Genomic DNA, 24676 nt, shown 5'->3' with positions numbered 1-24676 from the left:
GGCGGTCGATCACGCGTCCGCAATCCAGCTTCCGTGGAAACCGAGCGGAACCCGGCCCGGCAGATGCGCCCGGGCCACCGGCTCACCGGTGAAGTCCTGCGCCGCGAGGATCAGCAGATCGGCCGCGCCCCGGTCGGGGTTGTGCACGTACGCGATCGCATACCCGTCGTCCTCGGCCGCACGGCGGTCGGCGCCGTCCCGCGGTACGAACACCGCCTCGCCCGCGGCCGCGCCCCTCGGCAGCCGGTGCACCAGGGTGCCGCGCGACAGGTCGTGCTTGACGAGCGCGTTGGAGAACGCGTTGTCGGGCGGGGTGCCACCGTCCGGCGTGAGATAGGCGGCCGTCATCTCGGCGACGACCGCCGTGTAGCCGTAGCGATGCCGCCGTGACACGAACGACTCGTTCACCCGCGGGAACTCCTGCGGCCGGTCGTCCAGTACCCGCTGCCGCACCCGCCCGTGGCGCAGGTCGACCGTCCAGCGCTCCAGCTTCGCGGTGTCCGTCGCGTACGGACCGTCCGAGCCGCGCCCGGCGACGTCGAACGGCGCCGGGTAGGTCGTCACGTCGACCACCACGTGGTCGCCCTCGTCGTAGGCGTTCAGCGTGTGCGAGTAGAAGACGGGGTCGATCCCGAACCAGCGCACCGGCCCTCCCCCGGAGGGGGTACCCCCGGCCCGCGGCATGACGCCCACGCGCGCGGGGTGCGCGCGGTTCCACACGTACGGCACCGGGGCGCCGCGCTCGAACGCGCCGGGGTCGAAGGTGACCGGGATGTCGATGACGACGACGTGCTTCTCGGTGAGCGCGAAGTCGTGCACCATCGGCGCGTCCGGCATCGGGATCCGGGTGGTGCGCGTGACACGCCCCGACGGGTCCACCACCATGTGCCGGACGTGGTCCCAGGCCGGGTAGTAGGCGAGCGCGTGCAGCTCGCCCGCGTGCGCGTCGAACTTGGTGTGCGCGGTGAACGCGCCTTCCAGGGTGCCCTTGAAGTCGTACGTGCCCACCGTACGCAGCTCGCCGTCGAGTTCGTACGGCAGCGGGCCGCTCTCCTGCAGCGCGAGGATCCGCCCCCGGTAGGGGATCACATGGGTGTTGCACGGGAAGTCGTCCGGCGGGACCGGGCCCGGGACCGGGCCCGGGTACGGCTCGCCGAGCTTCTTCGTGACCTGCGAGGCGCGCACCCAGCGGTTGCGGTACCACTCCGCCTTCCCGTCGCGCAGCCGCACGCCGTGCACCATGCCGTCGCCGAGCATCCAGTGATGGGCCCGGGGATCCTCCAGGCCGAGGACGTTCGGGCCGTTGCGCAGGAAGCGGCCGTTCAGCTCGCGCGGGATCCGGCCGGTCACCGGCAGGTCGAAGGCCGTCAGTTCCTCGGTGACGGGCGTGAACGCCCCTTCCAGAAAAGGATAGTGACGCTCCGTCACCTCTTGTTGTTCCGTCATCTCTCGCTGCCTCGTCACCTCCCGCTGCTCCGCGCAGAGGGCCGCGGCCGGGCCGCCGGTGCCCAGGCCGGTCAGTGCCCCGGCCGCCGCGAGTCCGGCCGTCCCGCGCAGCACCGTCCGCCGTGTGTGTTCCGCCATGGTGTGTCCCCCTGACCGTCGTCGTTCGTCGTTCGGCGTTTCTGGGCCGACGGTCACGAGTCTGGGGCGGCGGGCGGCCGGAATCAGGAGGCCTGGGCCCCGTCCTGGGGTGGTGCCAGGCCCCCTGTTTCGAGGAGCGTGACCAGCGCGCGGGCGGCGGGGCTCGTGGCCCGCTCCGGCGGCAGCAGCGCGACGGTCTCGTACTCCGCCTCACCCGTGCCCTTCAGCGGCAGCGCCGTGAGGGAGGTTCGCTTGTGCCGGAAGTGCCGGGGTACGACGGCGATGCCGAGGTTCTCGTCGACCAGGTCCAGCAGGCTGTGCACGTCGTTGACCTCCAGTGCGACCGTGCGCCGGATCCCGGCCGCGGCGAAGGCGGCGTCCGTGGTGCGGCGCGGCCCCCAGTCCGGGTGGAAGTCCACGAAGACCTCACCAGCCAGGTCGTCCGGTGCGAGCAGCGCGCCGCACGAGGCGAGCCGGTGGCTCGGATGGCACAGCACGGTCATGGGCTCACTGGTCAGCGCCACCGAGCGCAGCTGGTCCGAGTCCGCCTGGGTGCGGTAGGCGAAGGCCAGGTCGAGCCGCCCCGCCGAGACCTCCTCGGCCAGCGCGCCCGAACCGGCCTGCCGCAGCCGGATCTCCACGTCCGGGTGCCGGCCCCGGAAGGCCGCGAGCAACGGGGCCACGTGCACCCCGGCGATGCACTGCTCGGTGCCCAGCGCCAGCGTGCCGCGCAGCACCCCCTGCACCGCCGCCACCGCCTCGTGCGCCGAACGCACCTGTGCGAGGATCCGCTCGGCCTCCGCCAGCAGCGCGCGCCCGGCCTCGGTGAGCGTCACCCGGCGGGTGGTCCGTACGAACAGCGGCGCCCGCAGCTCCCGCTCCAGTGCCCGGATGGACGCCGACAGGCCCGACTGGGACACCATCAGGCGCTCGGCGGCCCGGGTGAAATGCTGGTCCTCGGCGACCGCGACGAAGTGCTGGAGATGACGCAGTTCCATGATTGAGAAGCTTAGCCGCTGAATTCCATCGGATTCTTCTGTTGGACCGCTGCCCGGCCGCCCGGCGAGAGTGGAAGCGGGTTCCCTGGGACCTCACTGTCCCGGGAGCCGGGAACATTCCGTGGTCCCGGGAGCCGGGAACACTCTGTGCCAACCCCTCTGGAGTCGCGTTGTACACCGCACACCCCGACCGCTACGCCGACATGCCCTACCGGCGCACCGGACGCAGTGGCCTGCAGCTTCCCGCGCTGTCGCTCGGCCTGTGGCACAACTTCGGACCCGACCGTCCCACCGAGACCCAGCGGGCCATCCTGCGCCGCGCCTTCGACCTCGGAGTCACCCACTTCGACCTGGCCAACAACTACGGCCCGCCGCCCGGCGCCGCCGAGTCCGCGCTCGGCGACGCCCTCAAGGCGGACTTCGGGCCCTACCGCGACGAGCTGGTCGTCTCCACCAAGGCGGGCCACCTCATGTGGCCCGGCCCGTACGGCGAGTTCGGCTCGCGCAAGTACCTGCTGTCCTCGCTCGACCAGAGCCTCACGCGCCTGGGCCTCGACTACGTCGACGTCTTCTACTCGCACCGCTTCGACCCGGACACTCCCCTGGAGGAGACGATGGGCGCCCTGCACAGCGCCGTGCAGCAGGGCAAGGCGCTGTACGTGGGCGTCTCCAACTACTCGGCGGAGCAGACCCGCGAGGCCGCCCGCATCCTCGGCGACCTCGGCACCGCGCTCCTCATCCACCAGCCGCGCTACTCGATGCTCGACCGGCGCCCCGAGGACGAGGGCCTGCTGGACGCCCTGGACGAACTCCAGGTGGGCTCCATCGTCTACTCCCCGCTGGAGCAGGGCCTGCTGACCGGCCGCTACCTCGACGGCATCCCCGAGGACTCCCGCGCCGCGAGCGACAGCCCCTTCCTGAACTCGGACGCCCTCACCGGGGACCTTGTCGGCCGGCTGCGCGCCCTGGACGAGATCGCCAAGTCCCGCGGCCAGACCCTGGCACAGATGGCCCTCGCCTGGGTGCTGCGGGGCGGCCGGGTGACCTCCGCGCTGGTCGGCGCGAGCAGCCCGCGGCAGATCGAGGACAGCGTCGGCACCATCCGCAACCTGGACTTCGACGACGAGGAACTGACGCGGATCGACGCGATCGTGAAGGGCTGAGAACGCCGGGCGGCGGCCGGGAGCCGAGCAGCTCCCGGCGGCACACGCTCCCGGCCGTGCGGCCCGCGCGCGGAGCCCCCCGGCGCCCGGCCCGCGCCCGGCCCGCGCGGCCCGTACAGCCGCTCATCGCGGCCCCCGGCCTCAGGTACCCGTCGACCTCCGGCCTCAGGTACCCGTCGACCTCCGGCCTCAGGTACCCGTCGGCCCCGGCCTCAGGCGCCCGTCGGTACCCGGTCCAGGAAGCCCAGCACCTGGCGGATCCGGCCCTCCGTGTCCAGGGTGACCACGTCGAACCCGGCCACCGGCGCCGAGCCGTCGGCCTCGTTCACCAGCTCCCAGGAGAACCGCGCGGTGTCGTGGTGCCCGTCCACCGTGCCGAGCAGACGGAACGCGAACCCCGGGAACTGCTCGTGGGCGGCGGCGATCACGGCGGCGATCCCCTCGCGGCCGCGGACGTCGGCGAGAGGGTCGGTGTAGCTGCCGTCGGTGGTCCAGGCGGCGGCCACCGCCTTCGCCAGCGCCTGCGGCTCGCGGGCGTTCCAGGCCTCCAGGTAACGGGCGACTGCACTCTCGTGACGGTCAGTGTTCACGGACATGGTGAATCAGCCTCCATTGAGGTCGTATCTGCTGGTCAGGGGCCGGATCCGGGATTCGCCGATCCGGTGTGAACACCATGCCCGAGAGAGGCGCGACGGGTCGATTACCTCCCGGGTAATGACGGCCGGGCCGCGCGACCTGTGCTTTTCCCGCCGACGGGTCCTGCGAATATGCCGGGATAGTGGCCGGAAAGTCGTGGTGACAGTGTTTCGGCAGTGGCGATACTCGAACATCAGGGGCACTTCACCGCACGGAGCCGCACGGAGAGCGAGGGCCTGGCCGGCACAGCAGCGAGGCTACGGGGGAGTGATCGTGCACGACGAATTCCTGTGCCATGTCACCGCGTACGGCGTGTGCGGAGGGCAGCGCATCGGCGTACCGCTCGGCACCTACCGCGCGCCGACCCTGGCACTCGCCCTGTGGTGGTTACGGGACCGGGCGTCGTGGATCGCCGAGCGGCTCGACCCGAGCCCGGAGGCCGGCGCCATTCCCGTCGGCGCGCTGGTCCCGGTCGCGGACACGGTCGCCGACGTGCCGACCCTGCTGCGCGCCTGGTGCGCGGACGACGCCCGGCAGGAACTGGTCGCGGACGAGCTGGCGGGCGGACGGCTGGTGCGGATCGCCGCCCACGACGACACTACCGAGTACGAACTGCTCGCCGAGTCGATCGACGCCCTGCGTATGCAGCGCACCCTTCCGGCGCTGGTCGTACCAGTCGCCTGACACGGCCGTCGGCGCGGTGCGCGGGCACGTGGGCGTGGTGGCGCGGACGTGGTGACGCGGGCACGCGGGTGCGGTGACGCGGTGGCTCCGCCGGGCCCGTCGGCGTGGGCGGAGCCGGTGCCCGTCAGGGGGCCGCGACCTCGTCCGGATCGAGTGCGGGCGTCGGACGGCGCAGGCCGCGGGTGAGCCGGAGGAGGTAGGCGAACCTGGCGGCCAGCCAGCAGCAGCCGATGGTCAGCGCGACCGCGCTGAGCTGTGTCATCAGATAGACGGTGACGCAGGCACCGAGCGTCGGGGCGACGACGTAGCCGAGCACCTTCGTGCCACCGGACCCGAGCGCACCGGCCCGGTTGCGGACGAAGTACACGACCACGCACACGTTGACCACGGTGAAGCCGAGGAACGCGCCGAAGTTGACGAACGACGTCGCGGTCTCCAGGGAGAGGTCGAGCCCGACCAGGCCGACGGCTCCCGTGAGGACGAGACACAGCACCGGGGTCCCGGTCCGGGCGTTCAGCGCCCCGAAGAAGCGCTTCGGCAGCACCCCGTCGCGGCCCATGATGTACAGCAGCCGGCTGGAGCTCAGCTGCACGGCGAGCCCGGAGGCGAAACCGCCGGCGATCCCGGCCATGTTCGTCCAGTCCGCGAAGGTCTGCCCGCCGACCTCGACGGACATCGTGTAGGCGACGATCTGCGGCTCGTCGAACACCCCGCCGGGGTGGACCAGTTGCATCACGTACGCCACGGCGGCGAACAGCACACCGCCGATCGCGATGACGAGCACCACCGCGCGCGGGATGGTGCGACGGGGGTCCCGCGCCTCCTCCGAGAGCGTGGTCACCGCGTCGAAGCCCAGGTAGGAGTACGCGGCGACGGCGGCTGCGGCCGAGACGCCGCCGAGGGAGGTGTGCGCGTTCCACAGCGGTGCGGTGTAGGAGTGCGGGGGACGGCCGCCGAGGTGGACCAGGCAGTACGCGACGAACAGCAGGACCAGGAACACGGCGAGGGCGGTCATGACCTTGTTGACCCGGTCGGCCAGTGTCAGCCCGACGATGTTGACCGCCGTCGTCAGGCCGGCGTTGAGCAGCATCCACACCCACACCGGCACGGACGGGAACTGCGCGTTGAGGTACAGCGACTGGACGAGCCAGGCCACCATCGGCAGCAGCAGGTAGTCGAGCCGCACGGCCCAGCCGACGAGGAAGCCGACCGGGGCGCCGATCAGCTTCCGGGCGTAGGAGTACGCCGAACCGGAGACGGGGAAGTGCCGGGCCTCTTCGCGTGGCTGAGCGCGGTCAGGAACATCGCCGCGGTGGCCACGGCGAACGCGGTCGGCGCGGTGCCGGCGCTCGCCGCGGCGATCACGCCGAAGATCACCATGACCAGGCTCGGCGCCATGTAGGCGAGCCCGAAAGCGACGACCGAGGCGAGCGAGAGCCGGCCGGTGAGCCGCTCCGGCGCGTCGCTCGGGGCGGTGCGGACCTCCTGTGTCCCGCTCATCGCGCCACCACGTCCTCTCCGGCGGCCGGAGCGGTGGCCTCCGCGGGGGCCGGGGCGGTGGCCTCCGTGAGGTCAGGGGCGGTGGCCTCCGTGGGGTCCGAGGCGGTGGGACGGAGCGAGGCCGGTGTCCATGGGGAGGGCGTCGGACGCCAGGTCGCCGGGTCGATACGGCCGTTGTAGAGCGGCAGTTCCAGCGGGGTGTCGTCGGACGTGAAGTGGTCCCAGGGCCAGGAGTCGCCGCCCGTGCCGTACTTCCGCGTGGCCGCGACCCGGTCGAGGTCGACGACGGCGAGCAGGGTGGTGTCCTCCATGCCGACGGCGGCGACCTGGACGTGCCCCTCGGGGTCGACGAGGAGGCTGCGGCCCTGCGCTGTGGGTCCCGCACCGTTGACGCTGGCGACCCAGACCTGGTTGACGATGGCGTTCGCCTGGTTGACCGGGATCTCCTGGGCGCGGCCGGACGTCGACGTCTGTACGACGTTGACCACGAGTTCCGCGCCCATCCAGGCGAGATGCCGGGTCACCTCCGGATACCAGGCGTCGTAGCAGATCGACAGCCCGAGCCGCCCGGTGCCCGGGATGTCGAAGACGACGAACTCCCGGCCCACACACATGGGTTCGTAGGGCCGCCAGGTGAAGATCTTCCGGTAGCGGGCCGCAAGGCTCCCGTCCGGGCCGTAGACCACCGCGGTGTTGTAGACCTTGCCGTCCGCGCCGCGCTCCAGCACGGTCCCGGGGATCAGCCAGATGCCGAGTTCGCGGGCCAGTCCGGCGAGCGCCTTGCCGCGAGGGCCGTCGAGCGGCTCGGCGTACGTGGCGTAGTACTCCTCCAGGGTCATCGTCTCCGCACCTCCGGAACACAGGTGCAGCTCGGGGTAGACGACGAGATCGGCCCGGTTGGGCGACTTCATGCGCAGCCGCAGACCCTCGGCGAACTGCTCGAAGGACTCGGCGGGGGCCTGCACGAGGGCGAGGCGTATGTGCCGGCTCATGGATTTCCTGACGACGGGTACGGGGACGGGGCGGGGACCACGGGGGTCCACGGACGTCCACGGCTGCGTGGCCGCGCGGCCTCATGGCCCCGCGGAGCAGCGAGAACGGCGTGAACGGCGTGGTCGACATAAGGAACCCGATCCGCAACACTGTTGTCAACGGTGTTGGCAGTTTCCTGGGGAAGGCGTTGGTAAGGTCGTCCGAGCCGCCCGAGCGAGGAGAGACATGGCGAAGAAGACGGCGACGACCGCGGCGGCCCAGCGGTCCGGCGACGACACCGCCGCACAGCCGAGCCGCCGGGAGCGCAGGGAACTGCGCCGGGAGGCCGCCGTGAACGCCGCCTTCCAGCTCGCCGAACGGGAGGGCGCCGCCGGGCTCTCGATGCGCCGGCTCGGCCAGGAACTCGACGTGGACGCGACGATCCTGTACCGCCTCTTCCGCGACAAGGACGAACTGCTGCTCGCCGTGGCCGAGCGGACCATCCGGATGATCCTCGACGACATCGCGGAGGTGCCCGAGGAAGAGCCGTGGCAGCAGACCCTGCGCCGCATCGCCGAGTCCACTTGGCTGGTCCAGACCCGCTACCCGGCGATCACGTCCCTCACCTTCGCGCGCACCACCGGTGGCCCGGCCGAGCAGCGGCTGGTGGAGCTCATCCTCACCGCCTTCACCCGTTCCGGCCTCGCCCCCGACCGGGCCGTGCTCCACTACCGGACCTACGTGGACACCACCCTCGGCCTGTGCGCGCACGCCGCCGCGCTCGGCTCGCTCGATCCCGAGGTGCGCGAGAAGGACGGCACCACCTGGACCCGGATCTACGCCCGCCTGCCCGAGACGGCCTACCCCGTCACCCGTACCTACATCGACGAGCTGAGCAGTGTCACGCCGAAGGCGATCTACGACACCGCCGTCGACGCCGTCCTCTTCGCGGCCGAACGGGCGGCGGCCCAGGGCGGGACTTGTCGACCGCAGGCGTGATGATGACCACGGTGCGCCTTCGGCGGACGTCCAGGGGGACTGGCGAGCCCGGCTCGGGGTACGAGGACTGGAGCACGAGGCAACCGACCGGACCGGGCTTCCGAGAGAGACACGCATGATCGAACATCTGGGCGGGGCGGTGGTACCGACCGGCTTCGACGTACCCGTCGAGCCGCTGCGCCGCGCCGCGCACTACACAGGCGAACCCGGATGCATCGCCGAGGCACGCGCCTTCGCGGCACAGTTCCTGGAGCAGTTGCGCAACGAATGGTGCGCCGCGATCGACAGCAGGGCCGACGGGGAATTGCTCCTCGTCGTCAGTGAGCTGGTCACCAACGCCGACCGGCACAGCAACGGCCCGTACATCCTGGAGCTGGAGGGCACGGACAGCGCGGTCAGCGTCTGCGTGTACGACAGCAGCGTCGCGCTTCCGCGCCGCTACCCGAAGGACCCGGAGCGTGTCGGGCGGCACGGCCTGGAGATAGTGCACGCGCTGGCCGGCGAGATCACGGTGGAGCGGGTGCCCGTCGGCAAGCGGGTACGCGCCCGGTTCGAACTGGCACGGTGAGCGAGGGCGCGCGAACCCCCGCCCCGGCCCCTGCCGGCGCGCGAGCCCCTGCCCCGGCCCCTGCCGGCGCGCGAGCCCCTGCCCCGGCCCCTGCCGGCGCGCGAGCCCACGCCCCGGTCGCCGCCGGCCCCTACCTTGCCCCGGCCGGTCCTCGCCCCAGCCGCTGCTTCAGCTCGTCCTCGTCCCGGGCCCGGCCTCAGGCGTAGCCGAGTTCGCCCAGCATTCCCCGGCGCAGCCGCGTGATGATCCGCTTGATCAGCCGGGAGACGTGCATCTGGGAGCAGCCGAGCCGTTCCCCGATCTCCGCCTGGGTGGCCTCCTCCACGAACCGCATGTGGATGATCCGCCGGTCGCGGTCGCTGAGTTCGGCCATGAGCGGGGCGAGCGCGTGTACGTCCTCGACGAGCAGCAGCCCCTCCTCCTCGACGCCGATGAAGTCGGCGAGCACGGCCTCGCCGTCCTCGGGACCGTCACCGCTGAGCGCGGCGTCCAGGGAGGTGGACGTGTAGCCGTTGGCGGCGATCTGGGCTTCCACGACCTCCTGCTCGGAGAGGTTCATGAGCGTGGCCAGTTCGGCGACGGTCGGGTCCCGGTCCAGCCGGCTGGACAGCTCGTCGCGCGCCTTGGCCAGCTCCAGACGCAGTTCCTGGAGCCGGCGCGGGACATGCACAGCCCAGGTCGTGTCCCGGAAGAAGCGCTTGATCTCGCCCACGATGTACGGCAGCGCGAACGACGTGAACTCGACCTCGCGCGACAGCTCGAACCGGTCGATGGCCTTGATCAGGCCGATCATCCCGGTCTGGACGACGTCCTCCATGTCGTCTCCGCGGCCCCGGAACCGGCCGGCCGCGAACCGCACCAGCGACATGTTCATCTCGATGAGAGTGGTCCGCGCGTACTGGTACGCGTGCGTCCCCTCCTCCAGCTCGGCCAGCCGGCGGAAGAACACACGGGACAACTCCCGCGCGTCCCGCGGGGCGACGGACGCCGGGTCCGCGATGCCCGGCAGTGCGCCGTCGTCCCCACCGTGGCGCACGGTCTCTTCGACGGCCACTGTTTCCGGCCGGATCCCGGCGGCGGTGTTCATTGCCTCTCCCACGAAAGTCACGTTCGCCCTCTGCCTCCGCGGCCCTTGTGTCCCGGCGCCCTGCCCGGCCGCGTGCTGCCCGGCTACCCGGAACTCGGCGGCCCATGCGTGCCGGTATTCCTCTCAGGGCGCAACCCGGGTCCCTTCCCGGCCCTCTTCCCGGGCAGCCGACGGCTCCTAGGCTGTGGGGGTGAGCAACCAGGTGAGCAACGAGCAGCAGAGCGACGAGCAGCCGGGCAACGAGCGGCCGAGCGATGAACAGGCCCGCGACGAACAGGCCCGCGGCGACGCCCGGGTGATCCCGCTGCGCCTGGCACCCGTCCGCCCCGCGCCCGCTCGCCCGGAATCGCCGCGGTCCGCGCCCCGGGAGCCCCTGTGGCGCGACCTCGTCGGTGACGTGCTGCGGCGCGAACGGCTGGCACAGGAGCGCACGCTCAAGGACGTGGCCGACGCGGCCCGGATCTCCCTGCCCTACCTCTCCGAGGTGGAACGAGGCCGCAAGGAGGCGTCCTCGGAGGTCCTCGCGGCTGCCGCTCAGGCCCTCGGCCTGGGCCTCGGCGATCTGCTGTCGCTGGCTCAGGGCGAGCTGGTCCGGGGCGAGCTGGTTCGTGGTGAGCTGGCACGGCGCGGCGTCGTGGACCGTCGTCCGGCCTCGCACCGGGTGTCCGGGTCCGGCCCGTACCGCGGGATGTGCCTGGCGGCCTGACGCGCCGCCCGCCGTACGCCGGCCGGGTCAATTCGCCGCCCGGCCGATGAGTTCCGCGGCGTGGGCCGGTCGACACTGAAGACCGCGTTCCCATCCCAGGAGGTGCCCATGACCACCGACGGATTCACCACATGTCTGTGGTTCGACGGCCAGGCCGAGGAGGCCGCCCACTACTACGTCTCCGTCTTCAAGAACTCCGGCATCGGCCGGATCGGCCGCTACACCGAGGGCGGCCCCGGCCAGGCGGGCTCCGTGATGGCCGTGGAGTTCACGGCGGGCGGCCAGAAGTTCACCGCGCTCAACGGCGGCCCCCAGTTCACGTTCAGCGAGGCGATCTCGTTCCAGATCTTCTGCGCCGACCAGGAAGAGGTCGACCACTACTGGAACAGGCTCACCGAGGACGGCGGCGAGCCAGGCCCCTGCGGCTGGCTCAAGGACAAGTACGGCGTCTCCTGGCAGGTCATCCCGGACGGCCTGATCGACATGATCGGCGACCCGGACCCCGCGAAGGCCGCCCGCACCACCAGCGCCATGATGAGCATGGGCAAGCTCGACATCGCCGCACTGAAGAAGGCGTACGAGGGCGAGTGACGGCCGGCGGGCTCCGGACCCGCACGGCGATGTGCCCCGTACGGCGATGTGCTCCGCACGGGATGTGCCCGTACGGGATGTGCCGAGGGGCGGTGTCGCAGGACACCGCCCCTCGCAGACCGCTCCCGAGCCCCCCGGCCCCGGGACCGCCGGGATCAGACCCGGTCGGCCACGATGAGCAGGTACTGGAAGCTGCCGTTGCGGTAGGCGTTCAGGAACGTGTCCTCGATGCCGGTGACCAGGTGGTCGGCCTCCTTGCGCAGTTCCCAGTAGGGGATCGTCGCCCCGGTCAGGTCCTCGACGTGGACCGGCACCAGCCGGTTGCGCGACATCGCCCGGAAGTACTCCGAGCGCGGGTGGATGTCGCAGATGTAGTGGGCGTTGATCAGGGACACCTCACGGGAGGCCTGCCCGTACGTGTTGTTGTAGCAGCCCGTGATCACCGCATACCGTCCACCGCGGCGCAGCAGCCGGGCGTGCTCGGCGAAGAGCAGGTCCAGCTCGACGTACATGGTGGACTCGTTGTTCCACGACGCCGCGTACCCGCCCGTCGCGAAGCCGGTGTCGAGCATGTTGCGGTGGTGGTAGCGCACCTTGCCGTCGATGCCCCGCCTGCGCGCCTGCTCGTTCGCGAACTCGGCCTGCTTCGCGGAGATGGTGACCCCGTCGGCGTGGCAGCCGTAGCGCAGATGCGCCGTGACACTGCCGCCGCCGCGCCCGCAGCCGGCGTCGAAGACCCGGTCGGCGGGGGAGAGCGGACCGAGGTGCGAGGCGAGCAGCTCGGCCTGCGCGTGCTCCAGGCGGTGCAGCTCGGCGGTGACGAGTTCCCGGCGCAGGTCCGCGTCCGGCTCGTCGAGCACCGAACGGTCGGCGGCTCCGATGCCGTAGTGGTGGTGGTACAGGTCGTCGATCTTCCCGAGTTCGAGATTGACCGGGTTCTCCTCGGCGTTCCAGTACTCCGCGACGCGGTTCTGGTACGTGGACTGGGCCGGCACCGGAGCCGGGGCGGTCCGGGCGACGGAAGCGATCGTCAAGGGTGACTCCTCGTTGCGCGTGTGACGGTGTTCCAGGTACGGGTCGGATGTGCCGGTAGCGGTGATCACCAGTAGTCGGGCAGGTGGTAGCGGTGGGTGTTGGTCGCGTGCCACTCGTGGTTGCCGGCCACCCAGGCGGCGAGCGACTGGGCGTAGCGCTCCACGAGAGGTGAGGTGGCGGACAGGAGAGCCGACTCCTCCTCGAAGGCATGCATGATCCGGTTGTGGATCTCGACGGACTTGAGATAGGCGGCCTTCAGCCCGTGGCGCTCGTTGGCGGCCACGACCTGCGGCAGGTTCAGATGGTCCGGGTCGCTCGCCAGCTCCTTGGTGAAGGAGTACAGGTCGTTGACGATCGTGGTGGCGTTGCAGGCCAGCGCCGTGATCCGCTGGATCTCGGGGCGGGCGTAGACCTGCTCGGGCAGTTCGTAGCCGTCCACCGCGTCGACGATCGAGAGACAGGGGCGGAAGTTGTTGAACTGCCGCATCACCAGGTACTCCCAGACCCGCGGCGCGTACCGGGTCTCCATCCAGGCGGCCTCGGCCAGATAGCCGAGATGCAGCCGGGCGATGTCGTGCACGAACCGGTCGACCTGGCTGGGGGTGGCGAACGCGGCGTAGTCCGTGAGGGCGAAGTGGTAGGAGCGCAGCGGCCCGTCGGCCCGTACGCCCTCGCGCCACTCCTCCTCCAGTTCCGGGACTCCGTGGTACGGGTCGAGCGCCGACTGGGCGATGATCAGCGGGCCGCCGAGACCGCGCCGCGATCCGCCCCGGCCCTCGTCCTCCTCGCAGTAGCAGGAGTCGACGACGTTCTCCGCGAGCAGCAACTGCCCGGCGACGGTGAGCCGGTCGAGGTCCAAGGCGCCCGGGTGCTGCAGGACGACGGCCCGGCCGAACTGGAAGCCGGAGAAGTCCCCCTTCCAGGCCTCGGGGAACAGGTCGAGTCCGCGCGCCCAGGTCTCCAGCCGGCGGTCGATCTCGGCCGCCTTCACCGGATCGGCGGGCACCGCCGGCCGGTGGTGCAGTCCGGGGATCGGTCCGGTGCGCCTCTCCCGGCGCATGGTCCGGGCGATGTCCGGCGGACCGGGCAGCACGTAGGACGGGGTGGAAGTGCTCATCGCGTGCTCCAGGCCCTCACTCGGCCGTCCGGCCGATCTGGACGTTCTCCAGGATCCCCGCCGCGTCGGGGACCAGGATGGCCAGCGAGTAGTAGGCCGTGACGAGGTAGTTGATGATGGCGGCGCTGTCGATGCCCATGAAGCGGACGTTCAGACCCGGCTGGTACTCCTCCGGGATGCCGGTCTGGTAGAGGCCGACGACACCCTGGTCGGCCTCGCCGGTGCGCAGCGCGATGATGCTGCTGGTGTGGTCACCGGAGACCGGGATCTTCCCGCACGGGAAGATCGGCACTCCCCGCCAGGCCGGGACCTCGTGCCCGTCGACGTTCGCGGTGCCGGGCACCAGGCCGCGCTTGTTGCACTGGCGGAAGAAGGCCGCGATCGCCTTCGGATGGGCGAGGAACACCTTGGTCTTGCGCCGCATCGACAGCAGTTCGTCCATGTCGTCCGGCGTCGGCGGCCCGGTGTAGGTGCTGATCCGCTGCCCGTAGTCGACGTTGTGGAGCAGCCCGAACTCCCGGTTGTTGACCAGCTCCCACTCCTGCCGCTCGCGGATCTCCTCGACCGTGAGCCGCAACTGCTGCTGGGTCTGGTCCATCGGCTCGTTGTAGAGGTCGGCGACCCGGGAGTGCACCCGCAGCACGGTCTGGGTGAGCGACAACTCGTATTCGCGCGGGGCGAGTTCGTAGTCGACGAAGCCGCCCGGCAGGGTCGGCTCGCCCACATGGCCGGCCTGGACGGGGACCTCCGCCTCGCCCTTGCGGTTCATGGGCAGGCCCTGCCGCTCGATGTACGCCCGCAGATGGGCGCCGAGCGACGGCACCCGCTCGGTCAGCTCCTCCACCGCGCTCCAGGGCAGTTCGAGCACCACGCCCGAGGTCTCCGCCCGGACCGAGGCCAGCCACAGCGGATCCGACTGCCCGACCGCCTCGTCGCCCATCTGGTCGCCGTCGGTGACGACCCCGATGACCTCCTCCTCCCCGTACTTGCCGGCCGTATAGCGGGTGAAGCGGCCGTGCACCACCAGATAGGCCTCGGTGACCGGCTGCCCCGCCTCGAACAGGACCTGGCCGGCTCGCACCTCCCGGGGCTCGAACCGGGAGGCGATCTCCCGCAGCACGTCGGGGTCGGAGTAGCCGCGCAGGATCGGCAGTTCGGTGAGCGTCTGCGGGACGACCCGGATGTCGTCGGCGCCGTTCTGCTCGAAGTGCACCCGTCCGCGTCCGGTGCGCAGTTGCAGCCGCCGGTTGACCCGGTAGGTGCCGCCGCGCACGTCCACCCAGGGCAGGGTCTTCAGCAGCCATCGCGAGGTGATGGCCTGCATCTGCGGTTCGGACTTGGTCGTGGTGGCGAGCTGCCGTGCCGCCCGGGTGCCGAGACTGGTGAGCTGCCCGTCGGCCGCGGTGGCGGGATCGGGGTCGTCGACGGTGGAAGCGGTGGCGATGTCCGGTGTGGACAACTTTCCCTCCATCGGAGAGGCGGAAAAGGGGGGACCGGGACCGGTCCGTGGTGCGCGGGGTGCCGGTGCGCTTGGACAAGCCAAACAGGGCGCGTGATCCCGGGGTACAGCGTGAAAGGGGCGGATTTGATCAACGGGTGACGCAAACCCGCAGCTCGAAGCGTTCGGCGCGGGGCCGCGCAACGCGCGCCGGTACTCCGCCTCCGCACTCGGTGACAAGGGTGCGTTTGGGTTCAGGAGAAGTCGTTCACCAGCACCGCCGCGCCGTCGAAGCGGCCGGCCGCGAGGTCCTTCAGGGCCCCCGGGGCCCCCGACAGCGGATACGTGTGCGTCCGCGCGCGCACGCCGTGCAGCGCGGCCTTCTCCAGGAACGCGCGCCCGTCCTCACGGGTGTTGGAGGTGACGCTGCGCAGTTCCTTCTCGTAGAACAGGTCGGTCTCGTAGTGCAGCGGCGGTACGTCGCTCAGGTGGATGCCCGCCACGGCCAGGACCCCGCCGCGGTCGAGCGCCCGCAGCGCGACCGGCACCAGATCGCCGACCGGCGCGAAGAGGATCGCGCTGTCCAGCGGCTCCGGAGGCATGTCGTAGGCGTCGCGCGCCGAGGCCGCGCCCAGTTCCAGGGCCAGCCGCCGGGCAGCCGCGCCGCGCGTCAGGACGTGCACCCTGGCGCCTTCGGCGAGCGCCACCTGCGCACACAGGTGGGCGCTGCCCCCGAACCCGTACAGCCCGAGCCGGCCGCCCGGCGGCAGCGAGGCACGGCGCAGCGCGCGATAGCCGATGATCCCGGCGCACAGCAGCGGCGCCGGCGCCACGTCGTCCACCGCGCCCGGCAGCCGGTAGGCGAAGCCGGCCGGTACGGTCGTGTACTCGGCGTAACCGCCGTCGGCGTCCCAGCCCGTGTAGGCGGAGCGCGGGCACAGGTTCTCGGCGCCGCGCAGGCAGTACGCGCACGTGCCGTCCGTGTGCCGCAGCCAGGCCACGCCGACCCGCTCACCCCTGGCGAAACCCCGCACGCCCGACCCCGCCCCGGCGACCACGCCCACCACCTCGTGCCCCGGAGTCACCCCGGGCCGGCGCACCGGCAGGTCCCCCTCGGTGACGTGCAGGTCCGTGCGGCACACTCCGCACGCGCGCACATGGACGAGCAGCTCGTCGTCCCCGGGCACCGGCACCGGCCGTTCGACCAGCCGGAGGGGATCCTCCGACACCGGCCCCGGCCGGCTCACCGACCAGGCCCGCATCGTCCCCGTCGTGGCCACCGACTCCGACATCACCGCGCCCCGTTCCACCGAAGGCCGCTGTCCTGTGCCCCGAGTGCCCTGCGCCCCGCGCCCCCGTCGTCTTCGTCCTTCCTGTCCTCTTCGTCCTCTCCGTCCAGTGTCGGGCAGTCCCACCCGTTCGGCGCGCGGGCCGGTCGCGGGGTGGATAGCGTGAGATTCCGGAGGATCCGTCTCACCGGGGAGGCCCGCGATCATGGCCGCACCACCTGAAGGAACGCCCTGCTGGGCCGACGCGATGTTCAGCGACCTGGAGGGCGCCAAGAGCTTCTACGGCGACGTCCTCGGCTGGACCTTCGGCGAGTCGTCGTCCGAGTACGGCAACTACACACAGGCCTACGCGGACGGCAAGGCGGTCGCCGCGGTGGTGCCGCCGATGCCCGGTCAGGAGGGGCAGTCGCAGTGGTGCCTCTACTTCGCCTCTCCGGACGCCGCCGCGACCGCGCAGCGGATCCGGGACAACGGCGGCGAGGTGCTGATGGAGCCGATGCAGGTCGGGGACTTCGGCACGATGTGCCTGGCCCGTGAGCCCAGCGGCGCCGTGTTCGGCGTGTGGCAGGGCGGCCGGCACGAGGGCTTCGAGGCCAAGGGCACCCCCGGCGCGTACTTCTGGGCCGAGGTCTTCACCCGCGAGCCCGAGAAGGCGGACCCGTTCCTCTCCGCCGTCTTCCCGTACCGGATGAAGGACATCGTGGACGACGCCGTCGACTTCCGCCTGTTCGACATCGGTGACACCACCGTCCTCGGCCGGATGAGGATGACCGACGACTTCCCGCCCGAGGTGCCGTCGTACGTCAACGTGTACTTCGGGGTCGACGACTGCGACGCGGCCGTCGCGCGGGCCACCGAGCGCGGCGCCGTGCTGCGCTTCGGGCCGATCACCACCGCCTTCGGGCGGTTCGCGGCGCTCACCGACCCGCAGGGCGCGAACTTCTCGGTGATCGACGGCGCCGCCGCCGAGGGCGAGATGCCCGAGGTCAAGGACGTCTGACCCGGCCGGACGGACCGCCGGCGCGGCCATGGCATCATCATGGTCATGCGTGAACGTGTGGTGGCCGCGTGCGACGGGGCTTCGAAGGGAAACCCCGGACCGGCCGGATGGGCGTGGGTGGTCTCGGACGACGAGCGGACCGCGGCCCGCTGGGAGTCGGGCCCGCTCGGCCGGGCCACCAACAACGTCGCCGAACTGACCGCCCTGGAGCGGCTGTTGGCATCCGTCGAGGCGGACGTGCCGCTGGAGATCCGGATGGACTCCCAGTACGCGATGAAGGCCGTCACCACCTGGCTGCCCGGCTGGAAGCGCAACGGCTGGAAGACCGCGGCCGGCAAGCCCGTCGCCAACCAGGACCTGGTCGTCCGCATCGACGAACTGCTGGACGGCCGCTCCGTCGAGTTCCGTTACGTCCCCGCCCACCAGGTCGACGGCGACCCGCTGAACGACTTCGCCGACCGCGCCGCCAGTCAGGCCGCCTCGGTCCAGGAAGCGGCCGGCAGCGCGCTGGGTTCCCCCGAACCCCCGGCGTCGCCCGACACCCCGGCGGCGAAGTCCCCGCGCAAGAAGGCGGCACCCCGCCGCACGGCAGGCGCCGCGTCCTCGCGCACCATCAAGGCCAAGTTCCCCGGCCGCTGCCTGTGCGGCCGCTCCTACGCGGCCGGCGAGTCCATCGCCAAGAACGCACAGGGCTGGGGCCACCCGGAGTGCCGCACAGCGGACGCCTGACATCTGCGGCAGTGGACGGCTGGCACCCGCGGCAGCAGCCGCCTGACACCCCGACACCGGAAGGCATCACTCGCGAACCCGCCCCGGCTGCCCCTGCTACCCTCCGGGGTCAATTGACCACGTCGGGTAAGAATCAGGGGTGCGCACGTGAAGGTCGTCTGCGTCGGAGGCGGGCCCGCGGGTCTGTACCTCGCCATCCTGCTCAAGCGGCAGAACCCGTCCCACGACGTCACCGTCCACGAACGCGACCCCGAAGGCTCCACCTACGGCTGGGGTGTGACGTACTGGCGCGCACTGCTCGACCGGCTCCACGCCCACGACCCCGAGTCCGCACGGGTGATCGAGGACGACTCGGTGCGCTGGAACGAGGGCGTGGCCCACGTCCGCGACCAGGTCACCCGGCAACCCGGCGACGAGGGCCACGGCATCGGGCGCCACCGCCTCCTGGAGATCCTCGCCGAGCGCGCCCGCTGCCTCGACGTACGGCTGGAGTTCGAGAGCGAGATCGACGCCTGCGACCCGCCCCCGGCCGACCTGGTCGTGGCGGCCGACGGCATCCACAGCGCCCTGCGCACCCGGCACGCCGGCCACTTCGGCACGCGCCTCGAAGACGGCCGCAACCCCTACGTCTGGCTCGGCACCACCAAGGTCTTCGACGCCTTCACCTTCGCCTTCGTCGAGACCGAGCATGGCTGGATCTGGGCCTACGGCTACGGCTACAGCGGCGACCACAGCACCTGCGTCGTGGAGTGCGCCCCGGAGACCCTCACCGGCCTCGGCCTGGACCGCGCCGACGAGGGCGAGCGGCTCGCCCTGCTGGAGAAGCTCTTCGCCGGCGTCCTCGACGGCCACCCCCTCATCGGCCGCGCCCCGACCGGCACAAACAGCCCCTGGCCGACCTTCCGCACCCTCACCAACCGCCGCTGGCACCACGGCAACGTCGTCCTCCTCGGCGACGCCGCCCACACCACCCACTACTCCATCGGCGCGGGCACCACCCTCGCCCTGGAGGACGCCATGGCCCTCGCCGCCGCCCTGCGCGACCACGGCACCCTGCCCGAGGCCCTCACCGTCTACGAACACCAGCGGCGCGGCGAACTGCTCGCGGCGCAGAGCGCGGCCCGCCACAGCGCCCAGTGGTACGAGAACCTGCCCCGCTACATCGGCCTGCCCCCGCACCGCATGTTCGCCCTCCTCGGCCAGCGCCACTCACCCCTGCTGCCGTACGTCCCCCCGCAGCTCTACTACGGCATCGACAAGGCGGCCGGGCAGGTGGAGGCGCTGCGCAGGCTGAAGCGATGGCTCGGTCCGCGGGCGGCCCGCGCCCTGCACGCCCGGTCGGCGGACGGCAGCAGGTAGGGGCCGCCGCCTCACTCGCCGTGCCGGCGTCCGCACGTTCCGTTTGAGTGAAAGGCGATTCACTCGGTAGGGTGAATTGTTATTCACCTCGTCGTCCGAGACGTCCGCAGGAGCGCCGATGGACCCCTCCGCCCCGAGAACCGAGCCGGCCGGCACCCCCGAAACGGAGCCCCGGCTGCGGGACCGCCTCACCATCCCGGTGCTGGCGTCCGGTGGGATCCTCATGGCCGTCATGCAGACGGTGGTCGTGCCGCTGCTGCCCGACCTGCCCCGGCTCACCGGCGCGTCGGCGGGCGCCGTCTCCTGGATGGTGACCGCGACACTGCTCTCCGGTGCCGTGCTCACCCCCGTGCTCGGCCGGGCCGGTGACATGTACGGCAAGCGCAGGGTGCTCACCGCCGCGCTCGCCCTGATGACCGTCGGCTCGGTGCTGTGCGCGCTGTCCTCGGACATCCGCGTGCTCATCGCGGCCCGCGCCCTCCAGGGGGCGGCGGCGGCCGTCGTCCCGCTGTCGATCAGCATCCTGCGGGACGAACTCCCGCCGGAGCGCCGGGGATCGGCGGTGGCCCTGATGAGCTCCACCGTGGGGATCGGCGCGGCCCTCGGCCTGCCGCTCGCCGCGCTCGTCGTGCAGTACGCCGACTGGCACACGATGTTCTGGCTGACCAGCGCCCTCGGCGCGCTCGGGGTGACGGCGACCTGGTGGGCCGTCAGGGAGTCGCCCGTGAGGGAGCCGGGCCGGTTCGACGTCCCCGGCGCGCTGGGCCTGGCGGCCGGACTGGTGTGTCTGCTGCTCGGTGTCTCCCAGGGCGGCCAGTGGGGCTGGGGCAGCCCCCGCGTTCTCGCGCTGTTCCTCGCGGCTCTGGTCGTCCTCGCGCTGTGGTGGTGGCAGCAGTTGCGTGCCGAGCGGCCACTGGTCGACCTGCGGCTGGTCGCCCGGCCGCGGGTGGGGCTGTCCCATGTGGCCGCCCTGCTCACCGGGTTCGCGTTCTACGCCAACTCCCTCGTGACCGCCCAGTTGGTGCAGGCCCCGAAGGCCACCGGGTACGGGCTCGGTCTGTCGATCGTCGCCACCGGCCTGTGCCTGCTGCCCGGCGGCGTCACCATGCTGCTCTTCTCGCCCGTGTCCGCGCGCATCTCGGCCGCGCGCGGCCCGCGCATCACCCTCGCCCTGGGCGCCGCGGTCATCGCCTGCGGCTATGCCGTACGCATCGCCGACAGCCGCGACCTCTGGATGATCATCCTCGGTGCCACGGTGGTGGCGACCGGCACCACCCTCGCCTACTCGGCACTGCCGACCCTGATCCTGCGCGCGGTACCGGCCGGCCAGACCGCCTCCGCCAACGGCGTCAACGTCCTGATGCGCACCATCGGCCAGGCCACCTCCAGCGCGGCCGTCGCCGCCGTCCTCGTCCATCACAGCGGCCTCGTCGACGGCATCCCCGTGCCCACTCTGCACGGCTACCTGCTGGCCTTCGCGATGGCCGGCGCCATCGCCCTCGCCGCCTGCGCCGCGGCCCTCGTCATCCCCGGCGACACCCCGTCCGGCGGCACCCGGCGCGCCCGGGGCGAGGCGCTGGGCGCCCGCGACGAGGCGATGGAGGGGGCATGAGCGACGCGAGCACCACACCCGCGCAGCCGCGCACGACACCCGCGCAGCCGCGCACGACGCCGTCCCCCGGAGCCGCCGCTCCCGCCCGCCGTGACGCCGAGGCCACCAAGGCGGCCATCCTCAAGGCCGCCCGCTACCTGCTCGCCCGGCACGCCCACGCCGACATCACGCTCAAGGCCGTCGCCGAACGAGCCGGTGTCAGCCCGCCGTTGGTCCTGAAGTACTTCGGCAACAAGGACGCCCTGTTCGCCCGCGTGATGTCCTTCGACACCGACGCGGACGACCTGCTCGACGCGCCCCTGGCCGACCTGGGCCGGCACATGGTCCGCCATGTCCTCACCGGCCAGCGCGAACGCGGCGCCGACCCGCTGCTGCGCATCGCCTTCGCGCCGCTGCACGGCGACCACGGCGACATCCTGCGCGCCAACTTCCGCGCCCAGGTGACCGAACGCCTCGCCGCCCGCCTCACCGGCCCCGACGCGGGCCTGCGCGCCGAACTCGCCGTCGCCTCCCTCGTCGGCCTCGGCGTGATGTACGGCATCGCGCGCGGACCGCACCTGCGCGGGACCGGCATCGACACCATCACCGCCCGCTACGGACCCCTCGTGCAGGAGCTGTTGTCGCCGGGCACCTGATCACCCCCCTGGGCTTCGGAGCGGCGGAAGGGACCCCGGGGACTCGGACCGGCACAGCGAGCCCCGGGACTCGGTGCCTCAGGCGCCGGTGCCTTCCGCCCCCTCCGGTACGGCCGTCACGCGCACCGCGTGCTCGATGAACCGCCGGGGCGCCGGCGGCAGGGTGCGGGAGGCCAGCCAGGCGATGCCGATGTCGCGTGCGCCGTGGACGTCGGTGACCTCCAGGTAGCGGATGGGCAGGTCCGGGTTGGTCTCCGGAGCGGTCGCGGCGCCCGGGGAGACCGGGATCAGGGACACGCCGAGTCCGGCCGCGACCAGGCCGCGCAGCGTCTCCACCTCCTCGCCCTCGAACGCGACGAGCGGGCTGAACCCGGCCTGCCGGCACAGCGTCTCGGTGATGCTGCGCAGCCCGTAGCCGGATTTGAGCACGATGAAATGGTCCTGGGACACCTCGGCCAGACGCACGCGCCGGCGCTGCGCGAGCCGGTGGCGGGCGGGGACGGCGAGCCAGAGGGGTTCGACCAGGAGCCGCCGCCAGGTGATCAGCGGATGGGCGGGGTCCTTGCTGGTGATGATCAGGTCCGCGGAGGAGTCGAGAAGGTGCTGGGCGAGACCGTTCTCGTCCGCCTGGTGCAGTTCGAACCGGGCGCCGGGGAAGTCGTGGGAGAAACCGGTGACGAGTTTCGGTACGAGCCAGGTGCCCAGGGTGTGCAGGAAGGCCAGCGAGACCATGCCCGCGTCCGGGTCGACGACTTCGGCCACCGCCCGCCGGCCGCGGTCGTAGCTGTCGAGCACGGCGTCGACGTACTCCTTGAACACCCGCCCGGCCGGGGTGAGTCGCAGGACCCGGCCGACGCGCTGGAGGAGTTCCGCGCCGACCTCGGTCTCGAGCCGGTTCAGGGCGCGGGAGAGGGCCGGCTGGGTGATGTGGGCGTCCGCCGCGGCCTCGGTCACCGTCCTGCCCTCGGCCACGGCCTGGAAGGACCGCAGTACCTGGAGATCCATGGGCCCATTCTCCCACCGCATCGAAGGGCGCGTATCCAGGCCCTGTGCGCATGGCCGGCGTGAGTCCGTCCCGGTGACGATCCGTCCTGGTGACGCGAAAGGGCGTCAGATCGCCGCGACGGGCCGGTAGACCGGCTGCCACATGGCGGCCCGGACGCGGTCCTCGATGGAGTCGTCGACGCTCGCGCGGGCGACTCCGTCATCGGCCGCGGCGCGGGCCACGGCGACGGCGACCGCGGCGGACGTCTCCCGCAGCTCGTCGGTGAGCGGCAGGATCGGGGCGCCGGGAGCGCAGGCGTCGGTCCGGTCGGCGACGGCGTGCGCGGCGGCGGACAGCATGTGGTCGGTCACCCGGTCGGCGTGGGCGACGATCGCGCCCAGCCCCAGGCCCGGGAAGATCAGCGCGTTGTTGGCCTGTCCGATCCTGTACTCGACACCCTCGTACGCGACCGGCTTGAAGGGGCTTCCGGTCGCGATCAGCGCACGCCCGTCCGTCCAGGCCAGCACGTCCGCGGGGACGGCCTCGGCCAGCCGGGTCGGGTTGGACATCGGCAGGACGATCGGGCGCTCGACCGCGCCGGCCATCGTACGGACGATGTCCTCGGTGAAGGCGCCGCCCTGGCCGGACGTGCCGATCAGCACGGTGGGGCGCACCCGGGCGACGACCTCGGCCAGCGGGATCCCGCCGACCTTCTCGTCGCGTCGCCAGCCGGCGACCTCGGCGGCCGGGCGGGCGTAGCGGACCTGGACGTCGCGCAGACCCTCCTGGCCCTCGGTGAGCAGGCCGTACCGGTCGACGGCGTGGATACGGGCGGTGGCCTCCTCGGGGCTCAGTCCGTCCGCGACCATGGCATCGCGCAACTGGTCGGCGATGCCGATACCGGCGGTGCCCGCGCCGAAGATCACCACGCGGTGGTCGCGCAGCGGCACCCCGCTGGCCCGGACGCCGCTGAGCACGGCGGCCAGGTTGACGGCGCCGGTGCCCTGGACGTCGTCGTTGAAGGTGAACTCCTCGTCGCGGTAACGGTCCAGGATGCGACGGGCGTTGGACGCGCCGAAGTCCTCCCAGTGCAGCAGGGCGTTCGGGAAGAGCCGGCGGGCGGTGGTGACGTAGGCGTCGATGAAGGCGTCGTACGTCTCCACGTCGACACGCGGGTGCCGGTTGCCGAGGTAGAGCGGGTCGGTCAGCAGTTCCTCGCGGTTGGTGCCGACGTCCAGCATCACCGCCAGCGTGCGGTTCGGGTCCACGCCGGCGGCGGCGGTGTAGACGGCGAGCTTGCCGACCGCGATGTCGATGCCGCCCACGCCCCAGTCGCCGATCCCGAGGATCGCCTCACCGTCGGTGGCGACGATCAGGTCCACGTCGTCCGGGCCCAGACCGGAGGCCTTCAGCGCGCCTTCGATCTCCTCGGGGGAGTCCACCGACAGGTACACGCCGGCCGGGCGCCGGTACTCGTAGCTGTAGCGCTCGATCGCCGTGCCGACCGTCGGGGTGTAGACGATGGGCAGCATCTCGTCGAGGTGGTCGCCCAGCAGGCGGTAGAAGAGCACCTGGTTACGGTCGTGCAGCGCCATGAGGTTGACGTTCTTGGCCAGATCGGTCGGCTGCGCCGCGTACTGCTCGTACGCCCGCTGCGCCTGCTGCTCCAGCGGCAGCACCGCCGGGGGCACCAGGCCCACCAGGCCCAGTGCCTGCCGTTCCTCGTGGGTGAAGGCGGTGCCGCGGTTGAGGCGGGGCTGGGAGAGCACGGCACGCCCGCGAGCGGTCGTCTCGATGCGCCCCTCGGCCTCATTCCATCGGGTGGTCATGGCCGGCTCCTTGTCGCTTCCGGGGAATCCGTGATGTCAGCAAGGGTCGACCGTCGACTCGCATACGTCCAATGCCTGGAATCAAGGTAATCAATGAATTTCAGGCATGTCTGGTGCGACACCGAGCCGCTTCGCACCTTTCATTACCTGAGCGCATTCC

Annotated in this window: 24 protein-coding genes; 11 read left to right on the top strand and 13 right to left on the bottom strand. The window is 71.9% G+C overall.

The genetic code is table 11. The annotated features are described in order from the left end of the window. Positions 1–9: 9 nt before the first annotated feature. Positions 10–1584 (bottom strand): carotenoid oxygenase family protein, encoded by a 1575-nt coding sequence (locus tag ACGFYV_RS28765; protein WP_393881404.1) that lies wholly within the window; start codon positions 1582–1584, stop codon positions 10–12. Positions 1585–1667: 83 nt separating this feature from the next. Continuing rightward, complete coding sequence (locus tag ACGFYV_RS28760) at positions 1668–2582, bottom strand: LysR family transcriptional regulator (RefSeq protein ID WP_393881403.1); 915 nt, start codon at positions 2580–2582, stop codon at positions 1668–1670. A 170-nt stretch (positions 2583–2752) separates the two neighbouring features. On the opposite strand from ACGFYV_RS28760, the gene ACGFYV_RS28755 reads away from it, so the two are divergent. Further along, complete coding sequence (locus ACGFYV_RS28755; protein ID WP_393881402.1) at positions 2753–3745, top strand: aldo/keto reductase; 993 nt, start codon at positions 2753–2755, stop codon at positions 3743–3745. Positions 3746–3957: 212 nt separating this feature from the next. Here ACGFYV_RS28755 and ACGFYV_RS28750 read toward each other — a convergent pair whose 3' ends face one another. Beyond that, a complete protein-coding gene (locus ACGFYV_RS28750) occupies positions 3958–4341 on the bottom strand; it encodes a nuclear transport factor 2 family protein (protein ID WP_393881401.1) in 384 nt (127 codons plus the stop codon). A 313-nt stretch (positions 4342–4654) separates the two neighbouring features. Between ACGFYV_RS28750 and ACGFYV_RS28745 the strand changes: the two genes are divergently transcribed. Next, on the top strand, positions 4655–5065 hold the full coding sequence (locus ACGFYV_RS28745; protein ID WP_393881400.1) for a hypothetical protein: 411 nt from the start codon (positions 4655–4657) through the stop codon (positions 5063–5065). 124 nt (positions 5066–5189) lie between these two features. Here the strand turns inward: ACGFYV_RS28745 and ACGFYV_RS28740 are convergent, their stop codons facing one another. From ACGFYV_RS28740 to ACGFYV_RS28730, 3 genes are read right to left on the bottom strand one after another with little or no spacing between them, the layout of a single operon-like run. Continuing rightward, on the bottom strand, positions 5190–6287 hold the full coding sequence (locus ACGFYV_RS28740; protein WP_393881449.1) for an APC family permease: 1098 nt from the start codon (positions 6285–6287) through the stop codon (positions 5190–5192). Beyond that, positions 6287–6565, bottom strand: coding sequence for a hypothetical protein (locus ACGFYV_RS28735; RefSeq protein WP_393881450.1), 279 nt, complete (start codon positions 6563–6565; stop codon positions 6287–6289). Before ACGFYV_RS28735 ends, ACGFYV_RS28740 begins: the two co-directional genes overlap by 1 nt. After that, positions 6562–7557: a carbon-nitrogen hydrolase family protein gene (locus ACGFYV_RS28730; RefSeq protein WP_393881399.1), complete on the bottom strand. Its 996-nt coding sequence runs from the start codon at positions 7555–7557 to the stop codon at positions 6562–6564. The genes ACGFYV_RS28735 and ACGFYV_RS28730 overlap by 4 nt, the downstream gene beginning before the upstream one ends. Before the next feature lie 226 nt (positions 7558–7783). Between ACGFYV_RS28730 and ACGFYV_RS28725 the strand changes: the two genes are divergently transcribed. After that, on the top strand, positions 7784–8536 hold the full coding sequence (locus ACGFYV_RS28725) for a TetR/AcrR family transcriptional regulator (RefSeq protein WP_393881398.1): 753 nt from the start codon (positions 7784–7786) through the stop codon (positions 8534–8536). A 115-nt stretch (positions 8537–8651) separates the two neighbouring features. Then, entirely contained in the window at positions 8652–9104 is a 453-nt protein-coding gene (locus ACGFYV_RS28720; protein ID WP_393881397.1) for an ATP-binding protein, read from the top strand. Positions 9105–9300: 196 nt separating this feature from the next. Here ACGFYV_RS28720 and ACGFYV_RS28715 read toward each other — a convergent pair whose 3' ends face one another. Beyond that, entirely contained in the window at positions 9301–10191 is an 891-nt protein-coding gene (locus tag ACGFYV_RS28715) for an RNA polymerase sigma factor SigF (RefSeq protein ID WP_393881448.1), read from the bottom strand. A 310-nt stretch (positions 10192–10501) separates the two neighbouring features. On the opposite strand from ACGFYV_RS28715, the gene ACGFYV_RS28710 reads away from it, so the two are divergent. Both ACGFYV_RS28710 and ACGFYV_RS28705 read left to right on the top strand, forming a co-directional pair. Continuing rightward, positions 10502–10897 carry a helix-turn-helix domain-containing protein gene (locus tag ACGFYV_RS28710; protein ID WP_393881447.1) on the top strand — a complete coding sequence of 132 codons (396 nt, stop codon included), beginning with the start codon at positions 10502–10504 and terminating at the stop codon, positions 10895–10897. A gap of 108 nt (positions 10898–11005) precedes the next feature. Continuing rightward, a complete protein-coding gene (locus tag ACGFYV_RS28705; protein ID WP_393881396.1) occupies positions 11006–11488 on the top strand; it encodes a VOC family protein in 483 nt (160 codons plus the stop codon). Between the two features lie 155 nt (positions 11489–11643). On the opposite strand, the gene ACGFYV_RS28700 is transcribed toward ACGFYV_RS28705, so the two are convergent. The 4 genes from ACGFYV_RS28700 to ACGFYV_RS28685 all read right to left on the bottom strand — a co-directional run bounded on the left by ACGFYV_RS28700 (position 11644) and on the right by ACGFYV_RS28685 (position 16340). Beyond that, the gene (locus ACGFYV_RS28700) at positions 11644–12522 is read right to left on the bottom strand and encodes a geranyl diphosphate 2-C-methyltransferase (RefSeq protein ID WP_393881395.1); all 879 of its coding nucleotides are present in this window, start codon (positions 12520–12522) and stop codon (positions 11644–11646) included. A 65-nt stretch (positions 12523–12587) separates the two neighbouring features. Beyond that, positions 12588–13640, bottom strand: coding sequence for a family 2 encapsulin nanocompartment cargo protein terpene cyclase (locus ACGFYV_RS28695; RefSeq protein WP_393881394.1), 1053 nt, complete (start codon positions 13638–13640; stop codon positions 12588–12590). A 16-nt stretch (positions 13641–13656) separates the two neighbouring features. Further along, entirely contained in the window at positions 13657–15099 is a 1443-nt protein-coding gene (locus ACGFYV_RS28690; protein WP_393881393.1) for a family 2B encapsulin nanocompartment shell protein, read from the bottom strand. 233 nt (positions 15100–15332) lie between these two features. Beyond that, on the bottom strand, positions 15333–16340 hold the full coding sequence (locus ACGFYV_RS28685; RefSeq protein ID WP_393881446.1) for a zinc-binding alcohol dehydrogenase family protein: 1008 nt from the start codon (positions 16338–16340) through the stop codon (positions 15333–15335). Between the two features lie 232 nt (positions 16341–16572). Between ACGFYV_RS28685 and ACGFYV_RS28680 the strand changes: the two genes are divergently transcribed. From ACGFYV_RS28680 to ACGFYV_RS28660, 5 genes are all read left to right on the top strand, one after another. Continuing rightward, on the top strand, positions 16573–17367 hold the full coding sequence (locus tag ACGFYV_RS28680; protein ID WP_393881392.1) for a VOC family protein: 795 nt from the start codon (positions 16573–16575) through the stop codon (positions 17365–17367). Positions 17368–17412: 45 nt separating this feature from the next. Further along, the gene (locus ACGFYV_RS28675; protein ID WP_393881391.1) at positions 17413–18096 is read left to right on the top strand and encodes a ribonuclease H; all 684 of its coding nucleotides are present in this window, start codon (positions 17413–17415) and stop codon (positions 18094–18096) included. A gap of 147 nt (positions 18097–18243) precedes the next feature. Further along, entirely contained in the window at positions 18244–19455 is a 1212-nt protein-coding gene (locus tag ACGFYV_RS28670; protein ID WP_393881390.1) for an FAD-dependent monooxygenase, read from the top strand. A gap of 118 nt (positions 19456–19573) precedes the next feature. Continuing rightward, positions 19574–21067 carry an MFS transporter gene (locus tag ACGFYV_RS28665; protein ID WP_393881389.1) on the top strand — a complete coding sequence of 498 codons (1494 nt, stop codon included), beginning with the start codon at positions 19574–19576 and terminating at the stop codon, positions 21065–21067. Then, positions 21064–21702, top strand: a complete 639-nt coding sequence (locus ACGFYV_RS28660) for a TetR family transcriptional regulator (RefSeq protein ID WP_393881388.1) — start codon at positions 21064–21066, stop codon at positions 21700–21702. Before ACGFYV_RS28665 ends, ACGFYV_RS28660 begins: the two co-directional genes overlap by 4 nt. A gap of 78 nt (positions 21703–21780) precedes the next feature. Here the strand turns inward: ACGFYV_RS28660 and ACGFYV_RS28655 are convergent, their stop codons facing one another. Together ACGFYV_RS28655 and ACGFYV_RS28650 are read right to left on the bottom strand one after the other, a co-directional pair. Further along, positions 21781–22707, bottom strand: a complete 927-nt coding sequence (locus ACGFYV_RS28655; protein ID WP_393881387.1) for a LysR family transcriptional regulator — start codon at positions 22705–22707, stop codon at positions 21781–21783. Between the two features lie 105 nt (positions 22708–22812). Then, a complete protein-coding gene (locus ACGFYV_RS28650; protein WP_393881386.1) occupies positions 22813–24516 on the bottom strand; it encodes an NAD-dependent malic enzyme in 1704 nt (567 codons plus the stop codon). Positions 24517–24676 lie beyond the last annotated feature (160 nt).

Source organism: Streptomyces sp. NPDC048297 (genome assembly GCF_043201585.1).
GTDB lineage: Bacteria > Actinomycetota > Actinomycetes > Streptomycetales > Streptomycetaceae > Streptomyces.
This window is presented reverse-complemented; position numbering and strand designations above follow the sequence as displayed.

Coding starts and splice junctions, on each gene's coding strand:
- ACGFYV_RS28765 (WP_393881404.1), bottom strand. CDS start 1,584: ATGGCGGAACACACACGGCGGACGGTGCTGCGCGGGACGGCCGGACTC.
- ACGFYV_RS28675 (WP_393881391.1), top strand. CDS start 17,413: ATGCGTGAACGTGTGGTGGCCGCGTGCGACGGGGCTTCGAAGGGAAAC.
- ACGFYV_RS28705 (WP_393881396.1), top strand. CDS start 11,006: ATGACCACCGACGGATTCACCACATGTCTGTGGTTCGACGGCCAGGCC.
- ACGFYV_RS28725 (WP_393881398.1), top strand. CDS start 7,784: ATGGCGAAGAAGACGGCGACGACCGCGGCGGCCCAGCGGTCCGGCGAC.
- ACGFYV_RS28730 (WP_393881399.1), bottom strand. CDS start 7,557: ATGAGCCGGCACATACGCCTCGCCCTCGTGCAGGCCCCCGCCGAGTCC.
- ACGFYV_RS28665 (WP_393881389.1), top strand. CDS start 19,574: ATGGACCCCTCCGCCCCGAGAACCGAGCCGGCCGGCACCCCCGAAACG.
- ACGFYV_RS28750 (WP_393881401.1), bottom strand. CDS start 4,341: ATGTCCGTGAACACTGACCGTCACGAGAGTGCAGTCGCCCGTTACCTG.
- ACGFYV_RS28655 (WP_393881387.1), bottom strand. CDS start 22,707: ATGGATCTCCAGGTACTGCGGTCCTTCCAGGCCGTGGCCGAGGGCAGG.
- ACGFYV_RS28650 (WP_393881386.1), bottom strand. CDS start 24,516: ATGACCACCCGATGGAATGAGGCCGAGGGGCGCATCGAGACGACCGCT.
- ACGFYV_RS28685 (WP_393881446.1), bottom strand. CDS start 16,340: ATGCGGGCCTGGTCGGTGAGCCGGCCGGGGCCGGTGTCGGAGGATCCC.
- ACGFYV_RS28660 (WP_393881388.1), top strand. CDS start 21,064: ATGAGCGACGCGAGCACCACACCCGCGCAGCCGCGCACGACACCCGCG.
- ACGFYV_RS28695 (WP_393881394.1), bottom strand. CDS start 13,640: ATGAGCACTTCCACCCCGTCCTACGTGCTGCCCGGTCCGCCGGACATC.
- ACGFYV_RS28735 (WP_393881450.1), bottom strand. CDS start 6,565: ATGAGCGGGACACAGGAGGTCCGCACCGCCCCGAGCGACGCGCCGGAG.
- ACGFYV_RS28680 (WP_393881392.1), top strand. CDS start 16,573: ATGGCCGCACCACCTGAAGGAACGCCCTGCTGGGCCGACGCGATGTTC.
- ACGFYV_RS28760 (WP_393881403.1), bottom strand. CDS start 2,582: ATGGAACTGCGTCATCTCCAGCACTTCGTCGCGGTCGCCGAGGACCAG.
- ACGFYV_RS28715 (WP_393881448.1), bottom strand. CDS start 10,191: ATGAACACCGCCGCCGGGATCCGGCCGGAAACAGTGGCCGTCGAAGAG.
- ACGFYV_RS28720 (WP_393881397.1), top strand. CDS start 8,652: ATGATCGAACATCTGGGCGGGGCGGTGGTACCGACCGGCTTCGACGTA.